At 48.7% G+C, this 26,423-nt stretch carries 24 protein-coding genes and 1 pseudogene; 17 read left to right on the top strand and 8 right to left on the bottom strand.

Going from position 1 to position 26,423, the window contains the following annotated elements; translation table 11 throughout:
• Nucleotides 1–15: 15 nt before the first annotated feature.
• Nucleotides 16–402, top strand: a complete 387-nt coding sequence (locus tag ACF2G4_RS22000; RefSeq protein WP_215844841.1) for a response regulator — start codon at nucleotides 16–18, stop codon at nucleotides 400–402.
• A pseudogene (locus ACF2G4_RS22005) lies at nucleotides 399–1,892 on the top strand (AAA family ATPase); the annotation flags it as partial. The gene ACF2G4_RS22000 and the pseudogene ACF2G4_RS22005, both read left to right, overlap by 4 nt.
• Here the strand turns inward: ACF2G4_RS22005 and rpmG are convergent.
• Nucleotides 1,838–1,987, bottom strand: coding sequence for a 50S ribosomal protein L33 (gene rpmG / locus ACF2G4_RS22010; protein ID WP_409076459.1), 150 nt, complete (start codon nucleotides 1,985–1,987; stop codon nucleotides 1,838–1,840). The pseudogene ACF2G4_RS22005 and the gene rpmG sit on opposite strands and share 55 nt — an antisense overlap.
• Nucleotides 1,988–4,334: 2,347 nt before the next feature.
• On the opposite strand from rpmG, the gene ACF2G4_RS22015 reads away from it, so the two are divergent.
• Entirely contained in the window at nucleotides 4,335–5,957 is a 1,623-nt protein-coding gene (locus ACF2G4_RS22015) for an ATP-binding protein (protein WP_409076460.1), read from the top strand.
• A 423-nt stretch (nucleotides 5,958–6,380) separates the two neighbouring features.
• Here ACF2G4_RS22015 and ACF2G4_RS22020 read toward each other — a convergent pair whose 3' ends face one another.
• Nucleotides 6,381–6,590, bottom strand: a complete 210-nt coding sequence (locus ACF2G4_RS22020; RefSeq protein WP_215844840.1) for a DUF1471 domain-containing protein — start codon at nucleotides 6,588–6,590, stop codon at nucleotides 6,381–6,383.
• 431 nt (nucleotides 6,591–7,021) lie between these two features.
• Here ACF2G4_RS22020 and ACF2G4_RS22025 point away from each other — a divergent pair, with 431 nt between their 5' ends.
• The 4 genes from ACF2G4_RS22025 to ACF2G4_RS22040 all read left to right on the top strand — a co-directional run bounded on the left by ACF2G4_RS22025 (nucleotide 7,022) and on the right by ACF2G4_RS22040 (nucleotide 10,641).
• Complete coding sequence (locus ACF2G4_RS22025) at nucleotides 7,022–7,486, top strand: helix-turn-helix domain-containing protein (protein WP_252515122.1); 465 nt, start codon at nucleotides 7,022–7,024, stop codon at nucleotides 7,484–7,486.
• 93 nt (nucleotides 7,487–7,579) lie between these two features.
• Nucleotides 7,580–8,701: a porin OmpC gene (ompC, locus tag ACF2G4_RS22030; RefSeq protein ID WP_409076280.1), complete on the top strand. Its 1,122-nt coding sequence runs from the start codon at nucleotides 7,580–7,582 to the stop codon at nucleotides 8,699–8,701.
• A gap of 45 nt (nucleotides 8,702–8,746) precedes the next feature.
• Nucleotides 8,747–9,298 (top strand): NADPH-dependent FMN reductase, encoded by a 552-nt coding sequence (locus tag ACF2G4_RS22035; protein ID WP_409076281.1) that lies wholly within the window; start codon nucleotides 8,747–8,749, stop codon nucleotides 9,296–9,298.
• 335 nt (nucleotides 9,299–9,633) lie between these two features.
• Entirely contained in the window at nucleotides 9,634–10,641 is a 1,008-nt protein-coding gene (locus ACF2G4_RS22040; RefSeq protein WP_409076461.1) for an alpha/beta hydrolase, read from the top strand.
• 177 nt (nucleotides 10,642–10,818) lie between these two features.
• Here ACF2G4_RS22040 and ACF2G4_RS22045 read toward each other — a convergent pair whose 3' ends face one another.
• Complete coding sequence (locus tag ACF2G4_RS22045) at nucleotides 10,819–11,307, bottom strand: GNAT family N-acetyltransferase (protein WP_243079446.1); 489 nt, start codon at nucleotides 11,305–11,307, stop codon at nucleotides 10,819–10,821.
• Nucleotides 11,308–11,401: 94 nt separating this feature from the next.
• Here ACF2G4_RS22045 and ACF2G4_RS22050 point away from each other — a divergent pair, with 94 nt between their 5' ends.
• The 6 genes from ACF2G4_RS22050 (at nucleotide 11,402) to ACF2G4_RS22075 (ending at nucleotide 15,948) form a co-directional block, all read left to right on the top strand.
• Nucleotides 11,402–12,346: a LysR family transcriptional regulator gene (locus ACF2G4_RS22050; RefSeq protein ID WP_409076282.1), complete on the top strand. Its 945-nt coding sequence runs from the start codon at nucleotides 11,402–11,404 to the stop codon at nucleotides 12,344–12,346.
• A 210-nt stretch (nucleotides 12,347–12,556) separates the two neighbouring features.
• Nucleotides 12,557–12,727, top strand: coding sequence for a DUF2256 domain-containing protein (locus tag ACF2G4_RS22055; protein ID WP_409076283.1), 171 nt, complete (start codon nucleotides 12,557–12,559; stop codon nucleotides 12,725–12,727).
• Between the two features lie 66 nt (nucleotides 12,728–12,793).
• Complete coding sequence (locus ACF2G4_RS22060) at nucleotides 12,794–13,312, top strand: O-acetyl-ADP-ribose deacetylase (protein ID WP_409076284.1); 519 nt, start codon at nucleotides 12,794–12,796, stop codon at nucleotides 13,310–13,312.
• 212 nt (nucleotides 13,313–13,524) lie between these two features.
• A complete protein-coding gene (locus ACF2G4_RS22065; RefSeq protein ID WP_243079450.1) occupies nucleotides 13,525–13,674 on the top strand; it encodes a hypothetical protein in 150 nt (49 codons plus the stop codon).
• Nucleotides 13,675–14,775 carry an NADH:flavin oxidoreductase/NADH oxidase gene (locus ACF2G4_RS22070; protein WP_409076285.1) on the top strand — a complete coding sequence of 367 codons (1,101 nt, stop codon included), beginning with the start codon at nucleotides 13,675–13,677 and terminating at the stop codon, nucleotides 14,773–14,775.
• Nucleotides 14,776–15,111: 336 nt separating this feature from the next.
• Complete coding sequence (locus ACF2G4_RS22075; RefSeq protein ID WP_409076286.1) at nucleotides 15,112–15,948, top strand: alpha/beta fold hydrolase; 837 nt, start codon at nucleotides 15,112–15,114, stop codon at nucleotides 15,946–15,948.
• Nucleotides 15,949–16,068: 120 nt separating this feature from the next.
• Here ACF2G4_RS22075 and ACF2G4_RS22080 read toward each other — a convergent pair whose 3' ends face one another.
• Nucleotides 16,069–16,518 carry a HipA domain-containing protein gene (locus tag ACF2G4_RS22080; protein ID WP_409076462.1) on the bottom strand — a complete coding sequence of 150 codons (450 nt, stop codon included), beginning with the start codon at nucleotides 16,516–16,518 and terminating at the stop codon, nucleotides 16,069–16,071.
• Between the two features lie 374 nt (nucleotides 16,519–16,892).
• Here ACF2G4_RS22080 and ACF2G4_RS22085 point away from each other — a divergent pair, with 374 nt between their 5' ends.
• Together ACF2G4_RS22085 and ACF2G4_RS22090 are read left to right on the top strand one after the other, a co-directional pair.
• A complete protein-coding gene (locus tag ACF2G4_RS22085) occupies nucleotides 16,893–18,008 on the top strand; it encodes a metallophosphoesterase (protein ID WP_409076287.1) in 1,116 nt (371 codons plus the stop codon).
• A gap of 239 nt (nucleotides 18,009–18,247) precedes the next feature.
• Nucleotides 18,248–19,633: an FAD-binding oxidoreductase gene (locus ACF2G4_RS22090; RefSeq protein WP_243079455.1), complete on the top strand. Its 1,386-nt coding sequence runs from the start codon at nucleotides 18,248–18,250 to the stop codon at nucleotides 19,631–19,633.
• 192 nt (nucleotides 19,634–19,825) lie between these two features.
• Here ACF2G4_RS22090 and ACF2G4_RS22095 read toward each other — a convergent pair whose 3' ends face one another.
• Together ACF2G4_RS22095 and ACF2G4_RS22100 are read right to left on the bottom strand one after the other, a co-directional pair.
• Nucleotides 19,826–21,355, bottom strand: coding sequence for a Fic family protein (locus tag ACF2G4_RS22095; RefSeq protein WP_409076288.1), 1,530 nt, complete (start codon nucleotides 21,353–21,355; stop codon nucleotides 19,826–19,828).
• 393 nt (nucleotides 21,356–21,748) lie between these two features.
• On the bottom strand, nucleotides 21,749–22,321 hold the full coding sequence (locus ACF2G4_RS22100) for a MerR family transcriptional regulator (RefSeq protein ID WP_409076289.1): 573 nt from the start codon (nucleotides 22,319–22,321) through the stop codon (nucleotides 21,749–21,751).
• Nucleotides 22,322–22,833: 512 nt separating this feature from the next.
• Between ACF2G4_RS22100 and ACF2G4_RS22105 the strand changes: the two genes are divergently transcribed.
• Both ACF2G4_RS22105 and ACF2G4_RS22110 read left to right on the top strand, forming a co-directional pair.
• Nucleotides 22,834–23,853 carry an alpha/beta hydrolase gene (locus ACF2G4_RS22105; protein WP_409076290.1) on the top strand — a complete coding sequence of 340 codons (1,020 nt, stop codon included), beginning with the start codon at nucleotides 22,834–22,836 and terminating at the stop codon, nucleotides 23,851–23,853.
• 470 nt (nucleotides 23,854–24,323) lie between these two features.
• On the top strand, nucleotides 24,324–24,791 hold the full coding sequence (locus ACF2G4_RS22110; RefSeq protein ID WP_409076291.1) for an Ig-like domain-containing protein: 468 nt from the start codon (nucleotides 24,324–24,326) through the stop codon (nucleotides 24,789–24,791).
• A gap of 361 nt (nucleotides 24,792–25,152) precedes the next feature.
• On the opposite strand, the gene ACF2G4_RS22115 is transcribed toward ACF2G4_RS22110, so the two are convergent.
• Nucleotides 25,153–25,305, bottom strand: a complete 153-nt coding sequence (locus ACF2G4_RS22115) for a stress-induced protein (protein WP_243079460.1) — start codon at nucleotides 25,303–25,305, stop codon at nucleotides 25,153–25,155.
• A gap of 135 nt (nucleotides 25,306–25,440) precedes the next feature.
• Nucleotides 25,441–26,400, bottom strand: a complete 960-nt coding sequence (locus ACF2G4_RS22120; RefSeq protein ID WP_243079461.1) for a family 43 glycosylhydrolase — start codon at nucleotides 26,398–26,400, stop codon at nucleotides 25,441–25,443.
• Between the last annotated feature and the right edge of the window lie 23 nt (nucleotides 26,401–26,423).

The raw sequence follows: 26,423 nt of genomic DNA on the forward strand, positions 1-26,423 counted from the left end.
TTTAAGGAAAACAGCATGCAGCTGTCGCAGCGCATTGTCATTGTTGATGATGAACGTTCTGTTCGCAGTGCCCTGACAAACCTGCTTCAGTCGGAAGGTTACTCGACGCAGTCATTTGAATCGGCAGAAGATCTTTTATGTAATGAAACAGCGCTTACGGACGCTGCGCTGTTCATTATTGATGTCCAGTTGAAAGGTATGTCTGGTTTTGATTTATTCAGAGAGCTTATCAAGAGACTGCAAAATCCCCCAGGCATTATTATCTCCGGTAACGGTGATGACAAAATGCTCTGGTACGCAATCAATTTAGGCGCCATTACTTTTATGCGAAAGCCAATTGATATTGATGCTTTATTCGATCATATCCGGCTGGAGTTTTCTATCCGGTCTTCGCGCCTATGAGTTCAATTTTATTGTCTTTACATAGCGCCGATGAAACAGACTTCGCTATCAGTGACGAAATTGTTTTCACGCCTCTGGCTCAGGAAGGCAGCGTAAATTGGTTTCTCTGTCGTCATGCCAGTTCTGGTGAAACATTTGTTTTGGCAACTGCAGCGAATGAGGAAGCACTCTTTCAGGTAACACAACGGCTGAAAAATGAGTTTTCATTACGCAATACGTTATCTGAAAGCTGGGCGCTTAAGCCTTTAAGACAGGCTTTCTACCAGGGACGTTATTCTCTCATTTATTCCTCTTTTGTTTACAGAACGCTGGCCGACTCTTTATGCGTGCCGCCTGACACCATCAGGACCTTTTTCAACAGCGCAGCGATGCTATGTGACGCCCTCGGTAAGATGCATCAGCAAGGGCTGGTTCACGGCGACATTAAGCCCTCTAACTTTTTCTTTACCGACGAGGGCACCGTTCAGCTTGGTGGCTTCGGGCTAGCATCAATGGAGAGGGATCTCCTACAGCAAGCCCTGTTGCCAGTGTCAGGCGGAACGCTTGCCTATATGTCGCCAGAGCATACTTCACGGACAGCACACCGTGTCAGCCGGGTGAGTGATTTATACAGCCTGGGCATCGTTCTTTATGAATTACTGACGGGCAAGCTTCCTTACGGCAATGCCGAGGGCGGATTGGCAGAATGGGTTCACCACCACATTGCATCAGAAGCGCTGCCGCCGCATAAGCTGCGTAAAGACGTTCCGGTCGTGCTCTCTGCCATTATTCTGCGGCTACTGGCTAAGTCACCTGAATACCGATATCAAACGGTGGAGGGGTTACTGGCCGATCTCAAGCGCTGTGAGTCAAATCTGATGCCTGATGGGATTATTGAATCCTTTGCATTGGGTTTGCAGGATATGCAGCCTTCGACGTTATCCACTGATTCACTCTATTCCGATCACACTCAGGCAAGCGACATCCTGGCGGCATTTGATGAAGTCTGCAGCAGCGGAAAACATAGCCTGGTGGCAGTCTGTGGAGCGCCGGGTTCAGGCAAATCATCTGTGATTGCTTCGTCATTAAAAATACTGCGTAGCAAAAAAACATTGCTGACGATGGTGAAAGCAGACCAGCATTCTCCGATATTACCCTACGCAATTTTCACCTCTGCCTTCAAACAGCTGACCTTACATCTGCTGGGCCTTCCCGCTGAAGAGATGGCGCGCTGGAAAGCGCATATCACACGCGTGCTGGGAGATTATGCCGGCCTTGCGGTGAACCTGATCCCCGATCTGGGCATACTGCTAAACCAGAAAGCAGCCTTCCAGACAGACGCCGGCTCGCTTGATGCACGAAAGCGCGTAAACCTTGTCGCATGCAGCCTGGCTAAGGCATTCACAACACCGGGAAGGCCACTGGTCATACTTATTGATGACGTTCACTGGGCTGATCAAGCGACCCTGCATTTGCTGCAGAATCTTCTGAACTCAAGCGATGATATCCCGTTGTTACTGGTGGTAACGTATCGGGACGACGCTTCGTTACCCTGTCCGGCCGTAGCCACTAACCTTACCCGTATCCGGGCAGCCGCAAACCGCATTGTTGATATCACGCCAGAGCCGCTATCGATAAAAAATATTGCACACTGGCTGGCAGGGCTTTTTCACACCCGAAGTGCAGCAACCATAGAGCTTGCGCAAATCATTCATGAAAAAACGGCGGGGAACCCGCTTGCAGCGCGTGAGTTTTTCAGGCAAGCCGTGCAGGATAATCATATAACGCACAAAGCCCCGTCTAAATGGACGTTTGATTCTCAGGTGCTTAGAAACAGTCATTACACCGCTAATGTAGCTGCGGGGGTATTACAGCATCTGGAAACGCTTCCTCCGCCGCTTCGCAGCCTGCTGGGAAAATTAGCCTGCACAGGAAGCGCGGGTGATCTGAACATAATCAGTAATATTCTTTGTATACCTGTCGCAGAAATCAAAGCCATGCTGCTGCAAGCAGCGACAGCCAGACTCATTTCACTGACCGATACGGGTTACTCTTTTATGCATGCCAGCATGCATGAAGGCGCGCTTAATCTCATGACGGTTGAAGAGAAAGATAACTTTCATTACGCAGCCGCGCTGTATTACAGCTATGAATCCAACCGGGATATCACCAGCGCCACACTCTTCAGGGCTGCGCATCATTTAATCACTATTCAAAATACCGCACTGTTAGCCGCCGAGGCCGAGACGTTTGCACAGCTGATTTTTGACGCGAGTAAGCGGGCTAAAATTACCGGCGATTACGTTTCTGCGCTGCGTTTTTTACATACATCGCGCGCGCTCAACACCCTTTCAGGCACCAAAGATAGCGGCATGTTTATGCTTGAAGAGGCCGAATGCGAATTCTTAAACGGCAATTTAACCGCTGCGCTGGTGATAAGCTCAAAAATCCTCACGACACCCGGTGATGTGACGAATAAAGCGGAGGCTGCCAGCCTGATTGCAGAGATTCATATGCGCCAGTCGGACAGTCAGTTGGCGCTGGAAACAGCACTCGCCTGGCTGGCAGTTTTTGGCATACAGCTGAACCGTTATCCCGATAAGCAAGAGTGCGATGCAGCCAGGATATTGCTGAAAGAAGATGTGGGTAAAAACCCCTATACCCGGTTCCGTTCACTGCCGCGGCTGACCTGTGAAAAGACAGAAGCTGTGATGAATCTGATGGCCAGTGCCAGCACTTTCGCTGCCTTCATCAGTCCGCGTCTTCAATTCATGATCCTGTGCAAACTGCTTCATCTGACCATGGCCCGCGGCATCAGCGGCGCTTCGACCCTTGCGCTTTCCTGGTATGGCGTTGTCTGTGGCGATCAATACGATGAATACAGCCGTGGATTCGCCAGTACACTGCTTGCGCGCGAGTTGGTCTATAAACACGACTTTGTCAGTTATAAAGCCCGAACGCTGCTGCCCCTTGACCAAGTCAGCGTCTGGACGATGCCCCTGACTTACGCCATTGAGTGCGCTAAAGCGACGTTTGATGTTGCTGTTGAAGGGGGAGATCGGACATCCGCGTGCCTGGCGTTGCGTCATGTCGTTATGAATTATCTCGCACGCGGGGATCATTTGGATGGTGTTCACACCTCCATCACGCGCGGGATAACTTATGTGCGTAAGGCGCAATACCCTGATGTGGAAGTGATTCTGGGCATGCAGCTTGACTACGTTATGTTCTTACGTAAGCCAAGAGGCGATACGTTTTCAGGCGACCATTTTATGACACCCGTTTTAAACGTGTTGAAGCCGGAAAATGCTATCGAACCCGTGTTGCTCATGCAGTTTTGGTCACGCCTTTACAAAGGGATGGCGCATTTTTTCGCTCATGAGTATGACTCGGCCAGTCAATGTTTTGCGAACGCGGCGCCGCTGACTGAATTTATCCCGGGTCATGTGCATATGTTGGATTTCCATTTATACAGTGCGCTGGCTCTCTCCGTACCGCTTAAGCCCAACACTTTTGACGAAGAGAAGCGTCAGCAGTTGATGCGCCATCTGGATAAGATCGTCACTTGGTCAAATGAGAATGAAAAAACATTTTCAGACAAGGAAGCGCTGCTGCGTGCCGAGCTGCTGAGGCTTGAGGAAAAGACAGCGCAGGCGATGGAGCAGTATGAAAAGGCCATTGAACTGTCGCGTAAAGAGCAATTTCATCACATCAATGGTCTGGCCTGCGAGTTGGCGGCTCGCTTTGCTTATGACAGAAACCTGGTGTTTGCTGGAGATGCCTACATTAAGGGTGCGCTGTCAGCATGGGAACGCTGGGGGGCTGGCGCGAAGGTGCGCCAGCTTGAAAGCTTATATCCTAATCTGGCTAATCCGAACCCACAGACGGCGCTCAACACAGTGACCTTTGAGCAAAGCGCGGTTATCAGCGATTTGCAGAGCATGGTAACGGCTATGCGTGCGCTGACAGAAGAGATCAATCTGGATCGCCTGATTCATATCCTTATGGTGATGCTGGTTGAAAGAGCCGGGGCGCAGCACTGCTTGCTTATCCGCCTGACTGACGGCGATGTACCAGAAATTCAGGCCAGGGCCACCACGACTGTTGACGGGATTCGGGTGAAAATCGTCAAAGAGCTGCCGGTCTCTACGGATCTTCCGCTTTCAATATTATCTGCAGTCATTCGCACCGGGCAGGAAATCCGCACGGGCAAACCGGAAGTGTTCAGCCCGTTCAGTCAGGACAACTATCTGGTCGCATCTGGTGCTGCGGTCATGTGCGTGCCGATGTTCAGGCAAGCACAAATGGTCGGGGTGCTTTATCTGGAGAATCGTTTGATGCCGGACGTATTTACCGCCGAACATTCAAGGATAGTGTCGATGCTGGGCGCGCAGGCCGCTGTTTCACTTGAGACTGCTCGTTTGTACGCCGAGCTGGTGGATGAAAACATCCAGCGTCGGAAAATTGAAAAACAGCTTCGCGCCAGCCAGACCTCGCTGATGCTCGGTGAAAAAATAAGTAATACCGGCACGTGGCATTGGCTTCTGGATCCAGACATACAGCTGATTTCAGATGAATATAAACGCATTATGGGCCTGCCCCCCGAACAGAGCAGCACGTCAATGGTTGAATTCCAGAGTCGTGTTCACCCAGATGATATTCACTGTCTTAAAGCGCTGATAGAAACGAGTGTTCGTGATGGTGTCAGCATGAAGGCTGAATTCCGCATCATTCGGGATGATGGTGAATGCCGGTACATTAAAGGCATTGGCGAGCCCGTCGAAAACTGGCCAGAAGTGGCGGAATATTTTGGCACGCTGACGGACATCACGGCGCAACGCCACTCTGAGGATGCTGTCAGGATTGCTCAGGCTGAACTTGCCCGCGTCGCGCGCGCCACGACTGTCGGGCAGCTAACATCCTCTATCGCACATGAGATCAATCAGCCGCTGATGTCTATCGTGGCCAATGCCGGTGCCAGCCTACGCTGGCTGAAACGTGAACCTTCGCAACTCGAGAATGCCAGTCAGAGTCTGGAAGAGATTATCAAGGAAGGTCGCCGGGCGGGGGAGATCATTCGTGGGTTGCAGGCGCTCACCCGTAATAACGTCTCTGAATTTGCCCCCGCCAGGCTTCATCTGCTAGCACGTGATATTTTAACCCTATCGCGTCTTGAACTTGAGCGTCGACACGTTGCGCTGGAGCTGGATTTTAAAGCGGAACTGGATGAGATATTTTGCGAGAGCGTACAGATACAGCAGGTTCTCCTTAACCTGGTTATCAATGCTATTGAAGCAATGACTGATAATCAGGGCGCACGTATTCTGCGACTCGCTTCCTCCCATCCCGCTGATAACCTTATTAAGATTGAAGTCGCAGATAACGGTACAGGTCTGGCAGAAGAGGTTATCGGTAAAATTTTCGACTCTTTCTATACCACCAAAGCGGAAGGGATGGGAATGGGGCTCACCATCTGCAATGAAATTATCAAACGACACGGCGGGGTACTTTGTGCTGAAAACCGGCAGGACGGAGGGAGTCTGTTCTGGTTTACGCTTCCGTTGAATATAGCGTAAGCGCGTTAACGTAACCCTCCCGGCGTGTTTCGCGGGAGGTTTTATTAATTAATTCTATTTAAATTAAATATTATCTGACTAAATTGGCCGCGTTATAATCAGTTAATACGCTTGGCTTGATGATATTTATCATTATTATTTGTGTCTGGATAAATAATGATAAATATCCTGTCAGCGTCGCGCTATCTATTTTAGACGTTCCTTTCAAATTATCTCAACAGCTTATGGGCTTATGAGTGATTCGATAGCGTGTTAACCGTTCTGCCAGAAATACGGTTTTGTTCGCCCGGACGGCTGCATTTTTTTAATGTGATTAAGTAAAGGGCGACAAAGAGCAGCACAACACAATTTTTGAGCATATTCATCTTATTCTCTCCATTGAATACGGCCGCAGGCTTAATGCTTTAGCTGCGGCCCTTTTCATCACTTAACCAGCTCTGCTGAGATATAAGCACCGTTTGTAAAGCGTGCGCTGGTGATCTTATATGAAGTGCCCGCTTGCTTGGCCTGAAGCGCAATTTTAGCTTCAGCACTATCAAGCGTCGAGGCGCTTGCAGTCACGCTCTGCGCAAAACCTGAGAAAGAGAACAAAGAAAGAGCAGCTAAAGCAACAATGTTTTTGACGATATTCATGGTCGGTTCCTTATTGAGATTTTCAGTTTATGAGACGATTTGTCTCGATGGGATGAATAGTAGGTCGATAAGGTTCCGGTTAAAATAGCTGTTTTGTGGTGAAGTAAATCAAAATATTTGAACCTTCATTGTCAGTAAAAATTTTATCGATAGACGGGTTTTGCTCAGACAGTCAACCGCCAGGTTGAATATTTAGGGTATGTCATACTTCACAGCCATTTATAAAGAACAAGGCCGCATAAAAGTTAAGTTCTACTGTCAGCGGCTTTTTCAATTATCTCTTCGTATAACTATCTGTTTGTATACCTATCCCTTTGTATAACTTCCTTTTGCTTAAAGCAGACCTGATAATTTATCCACCTTAAGTTCGCTCAGTCATTGCGCTAAGCGCACTTTATATCGAGTTAACCGAACGGGAAATCGATGTGAACATGACTCATCCTGGCGAGAAGATGATTACGGTACGCAGTAAAATTGTGGATACCGTGGTCAGGGACCTGCTTCCATGGATTGAAGATAATTTGTCTGATGAAACGATACGGGTGAAAACGGTCACGCAACGAAGTGGCTATGGGCATTGGCATTTTCAGCGGGTATTCAGAGTGCAAATGGGGTGTAACCTTGCTGAGTACATCCGGCTGCGAAGAATTTCCAGGGCAGCCTTTTCAGTAGCCTTTACTAATAGAGATATTCTCGACATAGCCATTGAAAATGGCTTTACCAGTCAACAAAACTTTAGCCGAATTTTTAAAAAGTATCTTCTGATTGCACCGACGATATTCAGAAAAGAGTGTTCAGGCCAGGAAGTCGCGTTCAGGGAGATCACGCGAAATTTGCATGAGAATCATATTTGCCAGATATCGAAGCAAATGTTTTTTAATGAATTAAGAAAATAAATTTTTTAGGTAGAAATTAAATGATCCGCTGGGGTAGTTGAGATTCGAAGCAAATATTTAGACTTAATGTTTATGCCGCACCAAGAGGAATTAATGGATATAAAATATTTGGCGCTTATGGCGTCCTGCATCATTTTGTCGGGGAATGTCTCTGCGGCCGAAATCTATAATAAAGATGGCAACAAGCTTGACTTATATGGTCTGGTATCGGGGTTGCATTATTTTAGTGATGACGCCAGTCAGGATGGCGATCAGTCCTACATGCGTATTGGATTTAAGGGCCAAACCCAGATTTCAGACCTGATCACCGGCTACGGCCAGTGGCAGAGCCAGTTCAACGCTAACCAGCCGGAGAGCGACAGCAACTCCATGTTCACCCGTCTGGGCTTTGCCGGTATTAAGGTAGGCAGCTACGGATCATTTGATTATGGCCGCAACACCGGCGTGCTTTATGACGCGCTGAGCCTGACAGATATGCAGCCGGAATTTGATGCCCTGACATATAACACCGATCAGTTTATGTTTCGCCGCGGAAACAGCCTCGCCACTTACCGAAATAGCGATCTTTTCGGCTTAGTCGATGGTCTGGACATCACACTGCAGTATCAGGGGAAAAATGACGGCGGCGGTGAGCCTGGCGCTCGCGACGTGTTGCGTCAGAACGGTGACGGATATGGTATGTCGGTTTCTTACGCTTTTGGCGACGGGTTTAAGGCCGTGGGTGCTTTCACAAATTCCGATCGTACCCGTGAGCAGAATGGCAGCAGCGGCATTATGGGGCGCGGTGACAGGGCAGAAGCCTACTCTGCAGCGCTAACATATGATGCGAACAATGTCTATCTGGGCGTGATGTACACGCAGGCGTATAACGCCTCACGCTTTGGCTCTAGCGCAAATGCTGGCGTGTATGGCTACGCCAATCAATCAGACATATTTGAGGCCTTTGCGCAGTATACGTTTGACTCAGGCTGGGTTCCCTTCATTGCTTATAACCAGGCGCGCGCTAAAGACCTGGGAATGGCCGGTAACGGTAGAACGTATGGCAATCAGGATCTCGTGAAGTTTGTCGATTTTGGCGGCTCCTATCTGTTCAACAAAAACATGCTGGCGTACGTGGATTACAAGCTGAACCTGATTGATAAAAGTGATTTTTCCGAGGCGGCAGGCGTATCAACCGATGACATCCTGGCCGTTGGCCTTGTCTATCAGTTCTGATAACCCAGCCTGCATAACATGAATATGAAAACCCTGAGGGCAAACATGAACACGCCAGACCTTAAATTTGTCACGCTGACCTGCAGCTTGCGTACCGGCTCTGTTAACGCAATCATTGCCAATACTTTGCCGGAGCTGGCTCCAGAGGGCGTCTCTTTTACGCCGCTCGGTTCTCCCGGTGAATTTCCGCATTACAGTTCCGATACAGAAGCGGCGGGTTTTCCCGAGGAAGTGCTAGCCATGGCTGAGAGTATTATCCAGGCCGATGGGCTTATCATCATTACACCCGAATACAACCATTCGATACCAGGCGTGTTGAAGAATGCACTGGATTGGTTGTCACGCGTATCCCCTCAACCGATTGCAGGTAAACCGGTTTTGATTCAGTCAGCTTCACCCGGGAAGTTAGGCGGCGTCAGAGCACAGATACATCTGCGGCAGATTCTGGGCTATTTCGATGCCCGCATAATGAATAAACCTGAGGCAATCATTGGTGATGTCAGCGTGAAAATCAGCGGTAATAGGCTGACAGATGAGAATACGCGGGCTTTTCTGGCACGTCAGTTAACGGCTTTTACCGAGTTTTCTGCAAAGTGAGTTGTCGCTGAATAAGGCGCAGAGAGCATTACAGTATTTTCTCTGCGCTTTTATTTACACGCATTTCACCGGTGCAAGCGCTGGATTTTACTTATTCCGGCCATGTTGCATGCCGGAAACGAACACGCGTTTATGTCAGTAATTAACATATTAATGCATCCCGAACGCCTTCTATGACGACAGGCTTTTGTGATCTATCAATACCAATGAAATTTAATTGAGATCCCCGCATTGAGTGGTGCGTTATATATCAGTTAATAACCTGATTTCTGGCAACCGTATATAGCGCAACATTTAACTGCAATTAATGACAGGGAATTATGATGAATATAAAAATGAAAGTAGGCGCCTTGCTGCTGGCTGCTCAGATCTCGGCTGCTTATGCTGCAACGGCAGATAACACACCTGCACCTACTGCGGGTGTAGCACGTTTTCTAACTGTGCTGAACAGCAGCGGCGGTAAGCCTATTGAGCAGCTCTCACCGAAAGCGGCGCGCGACGTGCTGATTGGTGCCCAGAAAGGCGTTAAACTTCCCCCGGCTGTGGTAACTGAAAAAGTCAACAATGTCTTGGGCAAACCCTTAACGCTTACCGTAGTGAAACCTGAAAACACGTCGGGGACGCTGCCTGTGTTTATGTTTTTCCATGGCGGTGGCTGGGTTCTGGGTGATTACCAGACGCACGAGCGTTTAGTGCGCGATCTGGTCAATGAGTCTGGTGCGGCGGCGGTATTTGTAAATTATACGCCTTCTCCAGAAGCGCATTATCCTGTCGCCATTACGCAGGCGTATGAAGCGACTAAATGGGTTGCTGAGCACGGCGCTGAAATTGGTGTTGATGGTTCACGTCTGGCGTTGGTCGGAAACAGTGTCGGCGGTAACATGGTTGCGGCAGTAGCGCTGCAGGCAAAGCAATATCACACGCCAGCCATCCTTTATAGCGTTATGCTTTGGCCCGTTACTGATGCAAATTTTGACGATGCTTCATACCAGCAGTTTGCTGAAGGACATTTCCTTAGCCGCAATATGATGAAATGGTTCTGGGACAGCTACACCACTTCCGAAAAAGATCGTAATAACATCTTTGCCTCTCCGTTACGGGCAACCGCTGAGCAGTTGAAAGGCTTACCGCCAACCCTGATTCAGACAGCCGAACTGGATGTATTACGTGATGAAGGCGAAGCATTTGGACGTAAGCTTGATGCGGCGGGTGTCCCTGTTACCGTGACCCGCTATAACGGGATGATCCACGACTACGGCTTACTTAACGCGTTGAGTCAGGAACCCACGGTACGAACAGCACTACAGCAGGCGTCTTCAGAAATCCGTTTGCATTTGAAGTAAATAACCCTGCCAGCCTCAGAGCTGGCATGATGTTTTCACTCATGATGCCTATGAGTGAACATCGAACCTATCCCGTTCTAACGCCGGTTATCATTCACCGGCCTCTCGTTTACACCCTCATTGCCGTAAGTCTTTGCAACGGAACGCCAGTTAAGAGGGTTTTGCCTGACAGCGGCTTCAGTTAGCGCCAGCTTCAGCAAACTTCTGTAAAGCTGCACCATCAAGGCGATAACGAACCCATTCATTTAAGGGTAGGGCATCAATGCTGAGATAGAAATCTTTAGCGGACTGATCCCAGTTCAGGACACTCCATTCAATACGACCACATTGACGTTTTATCGCCTGCTGTGCGATGAACTGAAGCAGGGCTTTACCTGCGCCTAAGCCGCGGTAATTCGGTGAGAAATAGAGATCTTCCATGTATAAACCACTGCGTCCCAGCCAGGCTGAATAGCTGGTTGATACCACAGCATATCCGGCAGTGATCCCGTCAATCTCACAAATGAAGGCTTCAGTATTACTATTGGAACCAAACAGCGTATTCCTGATCTCCTCTGCGTTTGTTAGAGGTTGCTGCAGACCCTGCTCGTAAATGGATAATTCAACGATCATGTTGTAGATAATGTCTGCATCTTCGGGATACGCCTGTCGAATAGTCACGCCCATAAGTTATCGCTTTCTCAATAAGATTGAAGCTAACCAGCATAATCGTTATTGTTCGATGAAATAAGTGCAATAAAATCAACGAAAGGTGAATCTCATGCATCATGTGCTGAGGAGACTTGATTTAAACCTTCTGCCGGTTTTCGACGCCGTTTTCAGGCATAACTCAGTGAGGCTGGCCGCGATAGAGCTTTCTATGAGCACGTCCGCGCTAAGTCATGCACTTTCCAGACTGCGGGAATTTCTTAAAGACCCGCTGTTTTATCGGGACGGTCATAAAATGTGTCCCAGCGTCTATGCTTGCCAGTTAGCGCCCTACATTGCTGAAGCACTCATGGCGCTTAATAAGCATCTTTGTCCCGCTCAGCCCTTTAACCCACGAACCAGTGACGTCAGCTTTAAAATTGCCGTTACGGATTACACGGCCTTTTGCTTATTTCCCGGCCTAATGAAGGCGCTAAAAGACGAAGCGCCACACCTGAGTTTTGAGCTCTGCCATTTACCCCACAATCCGGCTCTCAATGAATTACTCGCCGGTGAGATTGATATGGCGCTTAGCTTCAGCGAGCCGGGCGGACTTAATCATCCCGATTTGGAGGAAACGGATTTATTCAGCGACGAGTTTGTCGTCATCAGCACTGAGCAGCGTTCCAGCCTGGATTTGGCCGAGTATCTGTCTGCCGGGCATTTAGTCGTTACGCCCTGGAATGAAAAGCAGGGGCTGCTTGATTCACACCTTGAACGGTTGGGGTTAAAACGCAAAGTTGTCATTAAAACCCCGTCAATGCTTGGCGCTCCCTTCATTATTGCGGAAAGCGAACTGCTGATGGCAATTCCCTCTTATGTGGCGAGCAAAATTTCACAGACCGCCAAGGTCAGGATCTTCAAACTCCCTTTTGAGGCACCCAGATTCACAGTGAAAATATACTCACACAAACGAAGCGGTAAAAGAGAGCCGACGGAATGGATTAAATCAAAAATTGTTAGATCGGTAACGGAGAAAGAATATTGTTATACCTCCGCAGAATGTCGCGAAGGTTAACTATTTCGGAAAAAATCCAGGTATTCAACGCACCTTAATCATCAAATTTCGGCAACCGCCAGATCCGCGACGGGTGCGCACGCTTTCCCTGTACATTTGCTGCCTCAGTTAATCTGCGCGGCCAGATCTTATCAAATCCGTAAGCTAAAATGAGGTAGTGAATTGACGTAAAAAGACTAAAAAATGTAGCGCTAGATTGATGGGACAGGTATGACCGAATTTAAAGGCAATAAAAAAGCGTTACCTGTGCGTTATTGCAAATGCTGCAAGAAACCGATGACCTGGCGTAAGAAATGGGAAACGTGTTGGGATGACGTGCAATATTGCTCCGAGCGATGCCGACGGCAGAGAAAGCAGCAGGTTGTCAGCAACGCTGAATGAAAAACGTCATAGCAGGCAGTTTTAGGTGGATAAGCACTCTGTAAGTCTGAAGAGCGGGGGGAAGGAATGGGCAAAATAACCTTGTTACAAGGCGATATAACCAAAGTCTCTGCTGAAGCTATTGTGAATGCAGCTAACTCGTCGTTATTGGGCGGCGGCGGTGTTGATGGGGCAATACATCGTGTGGGGGGGCCAGCGATTTTGGCAGAGTGTCAGATAATAAGGAACCGCCAGGGCGGCTGTAAGGTAGGGGATGCTGTCATCACAAAAGCCGGTAACTTACCCGCTGATTATGTCATTCATACGGTAGGGCCACGCTGGCAAGATGGGCATCACGGCGAAGATGAACTGTTGAGAAGTGCCTACTTAAATTGTTTTAAAATTATCGATGAATATGACATTAAAACCGTCTTTTTCCCAAACATCAGCACCGGAATTTATCATTTTCCCAAAGAGCGGGCCGCTAATATTGCTCTGGAGGTGATTACGCGTTGTTTGCGTGAAAATGCCAACATAGAAAGGGTTAATTTAGTCTGTTTTGATGCAGATAATTACAACCTGTACTCAGCTCTAATGGCTGAATAGAGAGGGGGTTAGATTCACCGCCTGTTTTTAAAGCTTACTATCGATATAAATTAATATTCATTGAACGTGCTCACGCAAAAACACAATGGCCTCTTCGCTATGTCGTGAAAGCGGCCATCCTGCCCGGTGAATCAGCCAGAGGGTATCAACGACCCTGCATATCCATGGGAATGCCGAACAGTGGCAACAGTTTAACACCGCAAGCTCAGCTAATGCTTATTGCGCTGGCCCAAGGCAAACTACTGGGTGAGACGGTGCTAACGTTCTCGTTAGAAAAATTGCCAGAGCAATTGCTCGCGCTGAAATATCGCAGCTTTAGCGGCAAAGTTGTTATTGAAATTGATACTAATAAAGAGGTTTGAATGTCAGGGTTATTCTCTCCGTTTGCATTGAAAGATGTCACATTACGCAATCGAATTGCCGTTCCGCCGATGTGCCAGTACAGCGCCGAAGACGGTGTGGCTAATGACTGGCATCGCGTGCACTACACCAGCCTTGCGCGTGGCGGTGCGGGTTTAGTTATCGTCGAAGCTACGGCTGTTTCCCCAGAAGGGCGGATTACGCCAGCTTGCCTCGGCATCTGGAATGACGCGCAGGCCGCTGAACTGGCCCACATCGCACGTGAAATCAAAGCGGCAGGCGCGGTGCCTGGCATTCAGATTGGCCATGCAGGACGTAAAGCCAGCGCCAACAAACCGTGGGAAGGTGACGATCATATCGCGGCTGAAGATGGACGTGGTTGGGATACGATCGCTCCCTCGGCCGTTGCTTTTGGCAACAACCTGCCGCAGGTGCCTGCAGAGATGACGCTGGATGATATCGCCCGAGTGCGTAATGACTTTGTGCTGGCTGCAAAGCGCGCGCGCGATGCTGGTTTTGAATGGCTGGAGCTGCATTTTGCACATGGTTATCTGGCACAGAGCTTCTTCTCTGTTCACGCTAATAAGCGTACCGATCAATATGGCGGTGATGCTGCGGGCCGCAGTCGTTTTCTGAATGAAACGTTTAATGCCGTGCGTGACATTTGGCCCGAAAATCTGCCCTTAACCGCGCGTTTTGGTGTGCTGGAATTTGATGGCCGTGACGAAGAAACGTTAGAGGAGTCTATTGCGCTGACTAAACAATTACGTTCAGCCGGCTTGGATTTGCTCAGCGTGAGTATTGGATTCTCAACACCGGATGCAAACATTCCGTGGGGACCCGCATTCCTCGCCCCGATCTCGGCGCGTGTGAGAAAAGAAGCTCAGATCCCGGTTGCTTCTGCCTGGGGTATTGATTCGCCGGTTATCGCCAATCAAACGATTGAAAAAGGTGAACTGGACTTGGTGATGGTAGGCAGAGCGCACCTTGCTAATCCAAATTGGGCCTACAATGCCGCACTCGCGTTGAAAAAAGAGAAAGCATCGTGGGTATTACCCGCGCCTTATGCACACTGGTTGGATCGCTATCGCGTGAGTGAATAAGATGTCGGGTATCGTCAGCTTTATTATGGCGATACCCGATCATTCTAATGGCTTAATAATACTTAACTGACTGTTTATAGTCTATTTTTCACAGGCTCAAACCCGCCGACTCTCCGCTCTTTAGTCCTAAACCGCACAAACAATGATCATCGATACTCATATCTAAACTACCTTTTATCTCATGCGTACAGCGACGGAGGTGATGAACACCTTTTAGATTCGCTGCCTATCTCTTTGAACACTTGACGTTTTAGCCCCACTTCTCGCGCCCCTGTCTCATACGCAAAGCCAAGCATCCGTATAGATTTTTCTTCGTTCAACTGAGGAGTTCGCACTATGTCATTCGTAACGACCCAAGACGGCGTAAATATCTTTTTTAAAGACTGGGGCCCCAAGAATGCAAAACCCATTGTCTTTCATCATGGATGGCCGTTAAGCGCAGACGATTGGGATACACAGATGTTATTTTTTCTGGAAAAAGGCTTCCGCGTTATTGCTATTGATCGTCGCGGGCATGGCCGCTCGGATCAAGTGAGTGATGGACATGATATGGATCATTACGCCGCTGACGCTTCAGCCGTTGTTGAACATCTGGATTTAAAAGACACGGTTCACATCGGTCACTCGACCGGAGGCGGAGAAGTTGCACGCTACGTAGCGCAGTATGGCCAGCCACAAGGTCGGGTTGCGAAAGCGGTTTTAATCAGTGCGGTTCCTCCCTTAATGGTCAAGACAGAGAACAATCCCGGCGGTACGCCGATCGGCGTTTTTGATGGCTTTCGCAGTGCGCTCGCGGCTAACCGCGCTCAGTTCTTTCTCGATGTTGCGTCTGGACCTTTTTACGGGTTTAACCGAAGTGGCGCAGAACTCTCGTTGGGAACGATTCAGAACTGGTGGCGCCAGGGTATAAACGGCAGTGCTAAAGCGCATTACGAAGGGATTAAGGCTTTTTCAGAAACCGATCAAACTGATGATCTCAAGGCCATTACCGTTCCGACGCTCATTCTGCAAGGTGATGACGATCAGGTCGTTCCTTATAAGAATGCCTCTGTTCTCCAGGATGAGTTGTTAACCAATGGCACGCTTAAAATTTATCCCGGCTATCCTCACGGGATGCACACTACCCATGCAGATGTGATTAACGCTGACTTACTTGCCTTCATCCAGTCTTAAAATCTCTCTCAACTGAGAGGCGTTTTATCCCTGCCTTTCAGTTGATTTTTAAGAGTTCTTCATCTTATTTCAGTTAAGCCGAGTGAAGATATACGTCGAGATAGCAACGTGACAGCTTAGCTAGAGCGCCTTAATCGCGGCTTCAATTTTCGCAGCCGTTGATTTAATCACAGCCGCGGGAATCGCATCACCCAAGGCATTGGCGGTGGCCACAAACGAGGCCGCCACGTCGCAAACTTCCTCAATGATTGTGTTCAGCGTTTTTTCGCTAATATCTGCAGCTTTTGCAGCCTTAATGAGCGCCTCACGACTGATTTGACTGCCGTAGCCCGCTACTGAAGAGTGATGTTGAACGTCCGGCCCCGTTTGAAGGGTAAGGCTATAGGCGGGTGAAGCTTGCCACTCTTCGGCCTGATTGAGCGTAAACGCGAAGCTTTTGGCGTGGTCATCTTGGTTATTCATGATCACATTAAACACCATGCGTCGCGCCTGGATTTCTCGTTCTGCCGCCGAACGGGTGATCATTCCCGTTGCCCGCAGGATGTCAGTGTAATCAAGGCAGGGTTGCAGAAAGCAGCATTAAAAATGCAGCAGCATAAAAAGCCACCTGATAGGAACAGTTTCTGGCTATGCTGAGCCCTGGCATGGATGAGCCATGTGGAGAAAAATGTATAGCGAGCTCAATGGCAGAGCTGGCGAAAGAGATGTGCGTCAGCGCGTGCCTGCGACGAATACCGTGATTTCCTCATGCAGGCGGCGCAGTACAAACGACAGCGTCAGATCAGCGAACGGAGGTTCGCCCGGCGCGGTTGATGGCAACCCTGACAGAAGGCCTATCCAGGTCTTTAACCTTGTCCGTTCTGTAACGTTTCAACCACAAACTCCAAAAATGCGGGTTAATTTTTTTGCGCTGAATGCGCGTATTTGAACCAGGGAAGAGAGTGATGTTTCATCTGATTTTCAGCATACCGAGCTGGTATGTTATCGCACGTTTTGTTTTGCCATTAGCCATGCCGCTGGTGTTAAAAGTTATCTTATCCTTGCTGGTGTTGCTGGCTTCACAATATCTTTTGATAAGCCGATTTACCGCGGGCGGTATTTTTTCACCTGAAATGCCCCGAACGGTGATCATTCTGTTCAACTGGGCCTTCAGTGCGGTTTTATTTCTCGCCATGACGCAATTACTGATTGATGCGGTTACGGTGATGTCGCTGTTGTTCCGACATCCCCTGGAGATTGCGCCCGGTGTGCGTTACCTGGCAGCGCTATTTGCTATTGCGCTTGGCGCGATAAGCGTTCATCAGGCGATACGCGTTCCTCCGGTAAAAGATGTGACCATTGAAATCGAGAATCTTCCTGCTGCGTTCGAAGGTTACCAGTTGCTTCAGCTGACCGATTTGCACATTACTAAGCTCTTTAATGCCACATGGACTACGGCGCTGGTGAAAAGGGCGATGTCGCTTAACGCGAACCTAATCGTTGTTACAGGTGATGTGATTGATGGCACCTTGCAAAACCGCAGAGCAGATGTTGAGCCGCTGCGTGGGTTGAATGCGCCAGATGGTGTGTTTGCCATCACTGGGAATCACGAATATTTCTTTGAGCAGGAACGATGGACCGATCATCTGGCTTCACTGGGATTGCATCCGTTGCTGAACAGCCACACGATCATCAAACGGGATGGCGCAGAGCTGGTGATTGCCGGCCTGCCTGATGCTTCAGCATCGCGAAGAAATACGATCGGCCCGGACCTGACGAAAGCGCTAAGAGGTGCACCGGAAAATGCGCCGGTGATTCTGCTCGATCACCAACCACGTAATGCCCGGCAAAATGCGCTGCAGAAAGTCGATTTACAGCTCTCTGGCCATACACATGGTGGTTTGATTGTCGGATTTGATCGGCTGTTTGCTAAACCCAACGCGGGTTTTGTTTCGGGTTTGTACAATGTAGATGGCATGCAGCTCTACGTGAACAACGGAACCGCGCTGTGGCCAGGCGTGGCGGTGCGATTAGGGCGCCCATCAGAGTTGACCCGCATTACATTGCAGCGAAGAAAATAAGTGCCGAAAGCGGGGGGCGATCACTGATTCAGGGATAGGGTTGACCCGCTTTCGCACCGCAGACCTCCTTTTGCGTTTCATATCCCATCGCGCGCAGCGCAGCCTCAGTCAGATAAGTGGTCCAGTGCTGATCCTGATTACAACCAACGTAAATAAACTCCCTAATTAATACCCCTCAAACCATCAGGATTTGGGAAAACCGCCATAATTAGTAGGAATACACATTGGTGGAGACAATCATGGAGGCTTTACTAAAGGCAGATATCGACGAATTCAAAACGCATTTCTTGGGCGAGGTGGTTCTTCCTGACGATGCAAACTACGACGAAGTGCGCCAGATCTGGAATGCCATGATCGACCGCAAACCCACGCTGATCGCCCGCTGCACATCACCTGAGGATGTCGTTCAGGCCATCCAATTTGGGCGCACGCAAAATCTTCTTATCTCGATCCGAGGAGGTGGACACAACATTGCAGGTAATGCCGTATGCGACGACGGCCTGATGATCGACCTGTCGCTGATGAAGGGAGTACACGTGGACCTGACCACCAAAAGGGCCAGCGTCGAGCCAGGCTGTACTCTTAACGAGTTTGATGAGGTCGTGCAGGAACATGGGCTTGCCACGCCCTTGGGCATCAATTCGACTACAGGTGTGGCCGGCCTGACACTCGGCGGCGGGTTCGGCTGGCTGAGTCGGAAGTACGGTATGACCGTAGACAATCTGCTTTCCGCAGAGGTCGTCACGGCAGATGGCAGTCAACTGCACGCCAGCGATTCAGAAAACGCGGATCTCTTTTGGGGGCTTCGAGGTGGCGGCGGTAATTACGGTGTTATTACTCGCTTCGAATTCCAACTCCATCCCGTTGGGCCGAACGTACTGAGTGGGCTCATCGTCTTTGCGTTTGATCAGGCAAAGCAAGTGATCTCGCAGTTCGCCCGATTTACCGAGACGATGCCGGATGAGCTCAATGTTTGGATGGTCACGCGCAAGGCACCTCCGCTACCTTTCCTGCCTGAGGCATTTCACGGGAAAGAGATGATCGCGCTCGCTCTGTGCTATGTGGGCGACCCTAAAGAGGGAGAGAAGCTTATCGAGCCGCTGCGCGGGTTTGGCACGGTGCTCGGCGAGCACATCGGCGTGCAGCCTTATATCGCCTGGCAGCAGGCATTCGATCCGCTTTTGTCAAAAGGGGCACGCAACTACTGGAAGTCTCACAACTTCTCGCAAATCAGTGACGGTGTTATCGATGCCATTATCGAATACGCGGCCAGATTACCGTCACCTCAGTGTGAGATATTCATCGCTACAATAGGAGGCCAGACAGCCAGCGTAGCGCCCGAGGCAATGGCCTACTCAAGCCGGGATGCCAATTACGTGATGAATGTGCACGGTCGCTGGGAGACCGCCGCCGAGGATGCACACTGCATCGCCTGGGCGCGCGAATTCTTCGCTAAATCACAACCGTTTGCCAGCAGTGGTGCTTACATCAACTTCCTCACCGAAGAGGAGACCGACCGTATTTCTTTCGCTTACGGAGCCACCTACAATCGACTGGTGGAGCTCAAGAATAAGTACGACCCGACGAATCTCTTTCGGATGAATCAGAACATCAAGCCGGTATGAGGCCAGCTATTGCGCCTAACAACAGTATGTAGCCCGCACGCTACGCATACTGAAGATGCTAAACGTTAGGCGCAGTAACGATGCACTTTTGTTGGCCAGATTTTGCCAGGCGGCAGCTTTTTAGGGGTTAAGATGGTCTCAACGTCATTCTCATTTGAAACAGCCGCTTGTCCGTAAAAGCCACTTCTAACGCTAAATGTCATCATCCTCAAAAGCGGATCTCACGGCATCCACAACGCGTTGCGCGCGCGTTATATCCTCAAGCTGTGGATAATCCTTTTTCAGTTTGCCGGATAGCCGCCAGCCGTTTTCTTTCAATGAACGGATGATGCGATTGGCATCCTGATCCGGCATTTCAAGCACGTCTTTGAGTCGCTCTTGCGCCTTCTGGAAAATCACCAGAACTCTTGCTTCATCAGCCATTTCAGTGCGCACCGTATGCTCAATCACACGGGCGGTATACAGCACATGTTCTGTTAAATCGGGATAGCGCCAGGCGAAACGTGCATCCTCATAATCAGTGAAATAGAAGTTACTCGGCGTGCCGTCTTCATAGTGAATAATCTCACCAAAACGATACGAGGTTGCGTATCTGCGCATCAATCGCTTCGAAAAAACTTCAAGCGTACGATCATACCCAACGCGAAAATTCAGTGAGCTGGTGATGGTGGCAGAGACCGGCAGAATGACGCCATCCGGCACTGCGCGATCGCGTATTAAGGTATCGTTAATTAAAAAACGATGAATACGGCCATTCCCATCGCGCATCGGATGAATGTAAACGAAGCCAAAGGCGATAACGCCAGCGCGGGCCAGAGGCTCAGCACCTCGTGTAGCCAGCTCAAATTCTTTAAGTCCATTCATGAATTCCGGGACATCTTCAAACTGCGGGGCAACGTAATGGACGATGTCTTCACGCATCGTTGCTTGCCCAACAAAAACGGGCGAACGCCGCAAACCCAATCCCAGTGCATCATGCCCGAGTATTCCTTTTTGCAGGGCATGCAGGCTGGTATCGCTTAGAGGATTGTCAATCTGACCACAATATTGAGCAATAACATGGGCAAACCGCTGTATACGATCTGCCTGATCGGCTTCTTTCTCTATGAGAAAACTGGCTCGGGACTCTTTGAAGGTGAGCCAACTGGCTGTGCGCATCAGGATATCCGCGCCGAAAATGTTATCTAAATCGGCCAGTGCGGCTGTCACATCAAACGATAACGCCGTCTTTACTGCGGGTGTACGACGAACGAGTGGGCAGAAACCGGCTGACCCCGGCAAATTGTCATTGATGCGCCAGCGTTTCGCTCTTTTTACTGCGGTTCGCGTGAGATATTTTTTGGGTGAAATAGCATCGACATAGCCTCCATTTGTCACATCCGGCACATTCAATGTCACGCCCGTCAGCCATTCATACAGGAACCCCGTTCGGCGAGCATATTGCCCAAAAGGCTCGCGCCGACACCACATCTCGATGGGTTCAGGACCGGTTGCGGTAAAAAGTCTGGCAAAGAACTCCAGATGAATCTCTTCATATTTGAGTCCAAACTCAAAGTGACCGGAGAAATCGTCATTAGGGCGATAACTTGGCGGATATTTGTTTTCTACGCGGTCATTACTGTCATGGCTGCTTCGTACTGTGCCGATAGATGACTCAACACGCAGAGGCTGAGTCAGCTCAATCCCATAATGTTTTGAAAGCGCTTTGAAACCCACCAGCATCGACCAAACTCCCTAACACCTGAATAAAAATGATAATGAAATAGAAATCTACCGCGAAAACGATAACAGGGCGAGCGGGTAAGCGATAAATAAAGTGTAGATTTGTTAATAAAATCGGTTTTATGAATGAAAACGATAACACGTTGATGGATGAGCTTAACGAGTGATGGATTTATTCGCAGAGAAAAGGGGGGCTTAAGGCACAGAATGCATTCAGACCGAGTCGTTTATAAGTGAGCGGGTTCATGAAATAGCGAACGAGTGATCAATCGGTTTTTGCCAGGCGAGTGAGCGTCCCTGCTCTTGCTTCACCCCCAAAAGCGGCTATGGATAGGTGAATAAGACTGACCGTAAAGGCGAGAGTGCAATGCGGAGCCGTAGCAACACCGGTCTTCAAGAATTCAGGTGTCGGAGGCAACGAGTCGTCCTGATGGAATAATGCTTGATAAGCTCCGCCATATTCAGCACGGGCTTAACATGTTCTAAACCCTGTTTTGCTTTGATCAACCGCAGCGCATGACTGAGCAGACAGGTAACACAACGGGCGCGCAATTCCTCCCTGTTACCGCTACAAAGCCATCGAACCAATGGCGTAAGCATGAAGGCTAAAACATCGCCCGGGCTGTAGCGGGTATAGAGTTTCCACAGGTAACGTGACCGCGTTTCATCTGTTCCATACTGAAGGTGAATAATAAATTCCTGTCTACGCAATTCCCAGCCGCTGGGGCGGTAATGCCATGACTCGTTAAGCAATGTAGAGATTTCACTGAGCGTGTCACCGGATGACGTGAGCGCGCGGACGACCCTGATTTGCGCAACCTGTGACGCACTGTAGCCTTCTGAGCAAGGAGGTTTAATGAGTGAAGCTGTCTGCCAACTGGTGAGCGTTGCAGGAAGGATGCCAGTCATACGACAGACAGTTGAAGTAGGAATAAACAAACCGGTTATCTCCGTCAGGCTAAACAAGGTTACTCAGCCTGCCTCAGTGTTTAACGAGGAAAATTGATTTTGCTCAAAATAAATTACCTTCCGTTATTTATTAGCTTGCAATTAAGAATAATCCGACCACGGGTTTTGACGTATATCACATGACCAGAATTTGTCAGCCGGGCTGATGCTGAGAGAAGAAGATATTCAGGCGATTTATAAGAAAATATCTGTCTGACACTTCGTCTGGCCGCTTTGTATGAATAAAAAAACGACTGTTATCGGCATATAAGTAAATCCTATCGATGTCATTATCATGTCTAAAACATACGTTAGAGAAGAACTAAAATTTATATAATTGTCTGAATATAAATGATTTATACAAAATAAAGCATGAAAATACTCAAGAGGAAACTACGAGCAGAGGATGCGGAAAATGAGTTAATATTAAATAGCGCGCTATTTAATAGTTTACAACTTAGAAGCGGCGTGTCACCATCGAGAAACTAAATAGCGCACTACTTAATAGCAAACAATTAGAGAGAAAAATAATGAAAATGAAAATGACCGCCGGCGCTTTACTTCTAGCAAGCCAGATCGTGAATGCATGGGCCGCACCTGTTGAGAATATTCCCCAACCCACCGCTGGCGTAGCGGCCTTTCTGAAGGTGCTGAACAGCGGTAACGGTAAGCCAATTGAGCAACTGTCACCCAAAGACGCACGTGCCGTATTAACCGGTGCCCAGGAAGGGGTAGTTTTACCGCCCGCAGAGATTTCCGAGAAAACAATTAATGTGCTGGGTAAACCGCTGAAACTGACCATTGTAAAACCTGCCAACATCAAAGGTATCTTACCCGTATTTATGTTCTTCCACGGCGGCGGTTGGGTACTGGGTGATTTCCCAACCCATGAACGACTGGTGCGCGATTTAGTGAATGAATCCGGTGCAGCAGCGGTGTTTGTGAATTACGATCCATCACCCGAAGCTCATTACCCCGTAGCGATTACGCAGGCATATGAAGCAACAAAATGGGTAGCTGAGCATGGCGCTGAAATCGGAGTTGATGGCAAGCGACTGGCTCTGGTCGGTAACAGCGTTGGTGGAAACATGGTCGCTGCTGTCGCGTTGCAGGCGAAGCAGTTCAAAACCCCGGCTATTCGCTACGATGTTATGTTTTGGCCGGTAACTGATGCGCGCTTCGATGATGCTTCCTATGAACAGTTTGCAGAGGGCCATTTTCTAACGAAAAACATGATGAAATGGTTTTGGGACAGCTACACAACGTCAGAAACTGATCGAAATAATATTTTGGCATCGCCGTTGCGTGCCACTACCGATCAGCTGAAAGGATTGCCGCCTACGTTGATTCAAACAGCGGAGTTGGATGTATTACGTGACGAAGGTGAAGCCTTTGGCCGTAAGCTTGATGCCGCTGGCGTACTCGTTACTGTGACGCGTTATAATGGCATGATTCACGATTATGGATTATTAAATGCATTGAGTAAGGAACCAACAGTGCGCACCGCGATCAGCCAAGCCTCTTCTGAATTAAAGCAACATCTGGAATAAATCAGTGGGGTTGCACGTTGCGGTGAGCGTAACTTCCTGCAAATTTTAGCTTTTTGTTAACATGGCCTGAATTCGGTACTAAACGGACTCAGGCTATTTTTTTGAATTTTTATTCATCCATAGATGCCATAACTGATAACTTTTCTCTTGATGAAACTAACTGAACTAATGCTGAGAAGCATGAATAAACATAACGCGGATGAGATATTTCCTGGAAATTGTCAAAAAAAGTACGCGCCATTAAAATAAAATCGTATTTTTAATACCGACGCCTACAAAAATTGTGAAAAGGATGACGCTGGCGAAAAATATTCGAAGCGTTTCATCAATAATAATATTGCGCCAGTCTAACCTTTTTGAGCGATCTGGAACGACCTTTCCTAATTGCAGAATAGTCTTGCCTTTTTTTTGGGCGTTTATTCGTAATAATTCAGGTGCTTTTTTAATGGCTTGGATATCAAAGGAAAGTTATGAACAGTAAGTCAAGCAACAATATAGCTGGTGGTCTTATACCGCAAATTCTATCCAGCTTCACGGCGCTATCCGATAAGAACGCTATATTATCGTGTGACACGACATTGTTTTTACGCCCATGGTTAACGGGAACAGCAGAGCCAAACAGCATTGTTAATATACAGGTAAACGCACAGCCGATTGGTCAGGTCAATTCAGATAAAACAGGCCAGTGGACATTTGAATTGCCTTTGCAAGCTAATGCCGAAAAATTCTTTACTGTTTCATCTAAAGAAACAGGCGCAACAAGTGCTCCATTTACAATCACTCTTGTTCCTGAACTCCAATTGAATAAAGATCGCAAAAGTTACTCTTTGAAGAATGAACCTCTGCTTCCAGTGCCCGACGTTCCTGCCGCTTGCGGCGGTTTTTTTTGCCGGATTAACGATAAAAGAGTGAAGGGAAAAGGATGTTTCGCTTATTAACGGACCTGTGTTTTTTGAGTCTTCTTGGTTTAGCCGCGCTGCAGTCGCTCAGGCGGGCGTAATTATCAGAAGGTTGTCCCCATTGCTGTCGGAAAGACCAACACCAAAGCTACATTTACCATGGCGTATAATTAAGCAACGCATAACCGCATGGCGTATCAAAACCTATTGTCGGCGCCACAACATGCTGGTGATAGGGAATACCGACATCACCCACGCAATGCGTAAGATTTTTAAATGGCTGGCATTAACTCGGCAGGTAAGTACAACGTACGGAAGAAAGGAGTGGCTGTACGACAGGAAAGGACTATTTCAGGGGCATTCCCTTGCCCAGACAATCGCATTCGTCTTCATCGCCATGTTATTGTTTACCGCCGTTCTGGCCTGTATTGACTGAAACATTGTGATTATTGGTGAAATTACCTCCGCTTTTTTTACCCCTTTTTTTCACCTCATCTTTGGCTTTTGCCGGATGCTCTGCAAAATCATCTTTACCACCACGATGTTTAGACATGATTGACCTCTTTATGATTATCAAACTGATAAATGCTCATAAATAGACGAGCTACATAGATAGCGTAGCCCCTATCGAAGAGGTCTGCACAGAGACACGCTGCACTGACGACAGCACGTAATTTTGGCATCTGGCTTACGGCTTGTGGGTATGGTTTTCTGCTGGCGGCAAGCCAAAATCCGGCATCCCGTCTGCGCGCCAGTTAAAATATTTCAGACGGGTATGTCGGCTCGGATCAATCAGTGCATCTCCCTTCATCCCCGTATGGTTACGGGTGTGATAAATCAAAACATCCCGACCTCGCTCATCCACTGTAAAGCAGCAATGTCCTGGGCCAAACTGCTTGTTTTCCCAGCTCGAGCTGAATACCGGATTAGCCAGTTTTATCCAGTTATTACGCTGCAACGGGTCTGCATCAATATCAATCCACAGTAGGCCCATGCAGTAACGCTCATCGGTTGCGCCTGCGGAGTAGGCGACAAAAAGACGATTATTATGAATCAGCGTTGATGGCGCTTCATTCACACTCGCGCCCGCCTTTTCCCACGCATATTCAGGGCAGGACAGCAGTAGCGGCTGACCTTTTATCGTCCAGGGATTACTCAATTCCGCCAGATAAAGACAGGAGTTACCGGGAACTGCGGGATTCTTTTGCGCCCATAGGAGCCAGTTTCTTCCTTGATGCTGACAGTAAGTAGCATCAAGCGAAAAAGTATCAAGCGGGGTAATAATCTGGTGACAGGAATGCCAGCGCCCCTTTAGCGGATCGGCATCTTCGCAAAGCAGGGCATACATACGATGCTGGAACAGACCATCAACATAGTCACGTGACGGGGCAGCGGCAAAATAGAATACCCAACGATCATCTACCCGATGCATTTCTGGCGCCCAGATAAGCTGACTTAAAGGACCGCTATCGGGTTTATGCCAAACTGTAACCGGTTTGGCTTCCCGCAGTCCTTCCAGTGTGTTCGCGTGGCGGATCTCAAGTCCGTCATATTCTGGGACGGATGCAGTGAAATAATAGTCCTGCCCACAGTGCAGAATAAAAGGATCGGCGCGTTGCGTAATAAAAGGATTGGGCCATGTTTTCATTATTGTCCCCTCGGAACAGGTCC

Origin of the sequence: Pantoea phytostimulans (assembly GCF_046118715.1) — a bacterium.
GTDB lineage: Bacteria > Pseudomonadota > Gammaproteobacteria > Enterobacterales > Enterobacteriaceae > Pantoea > Pantoea phytostimulans.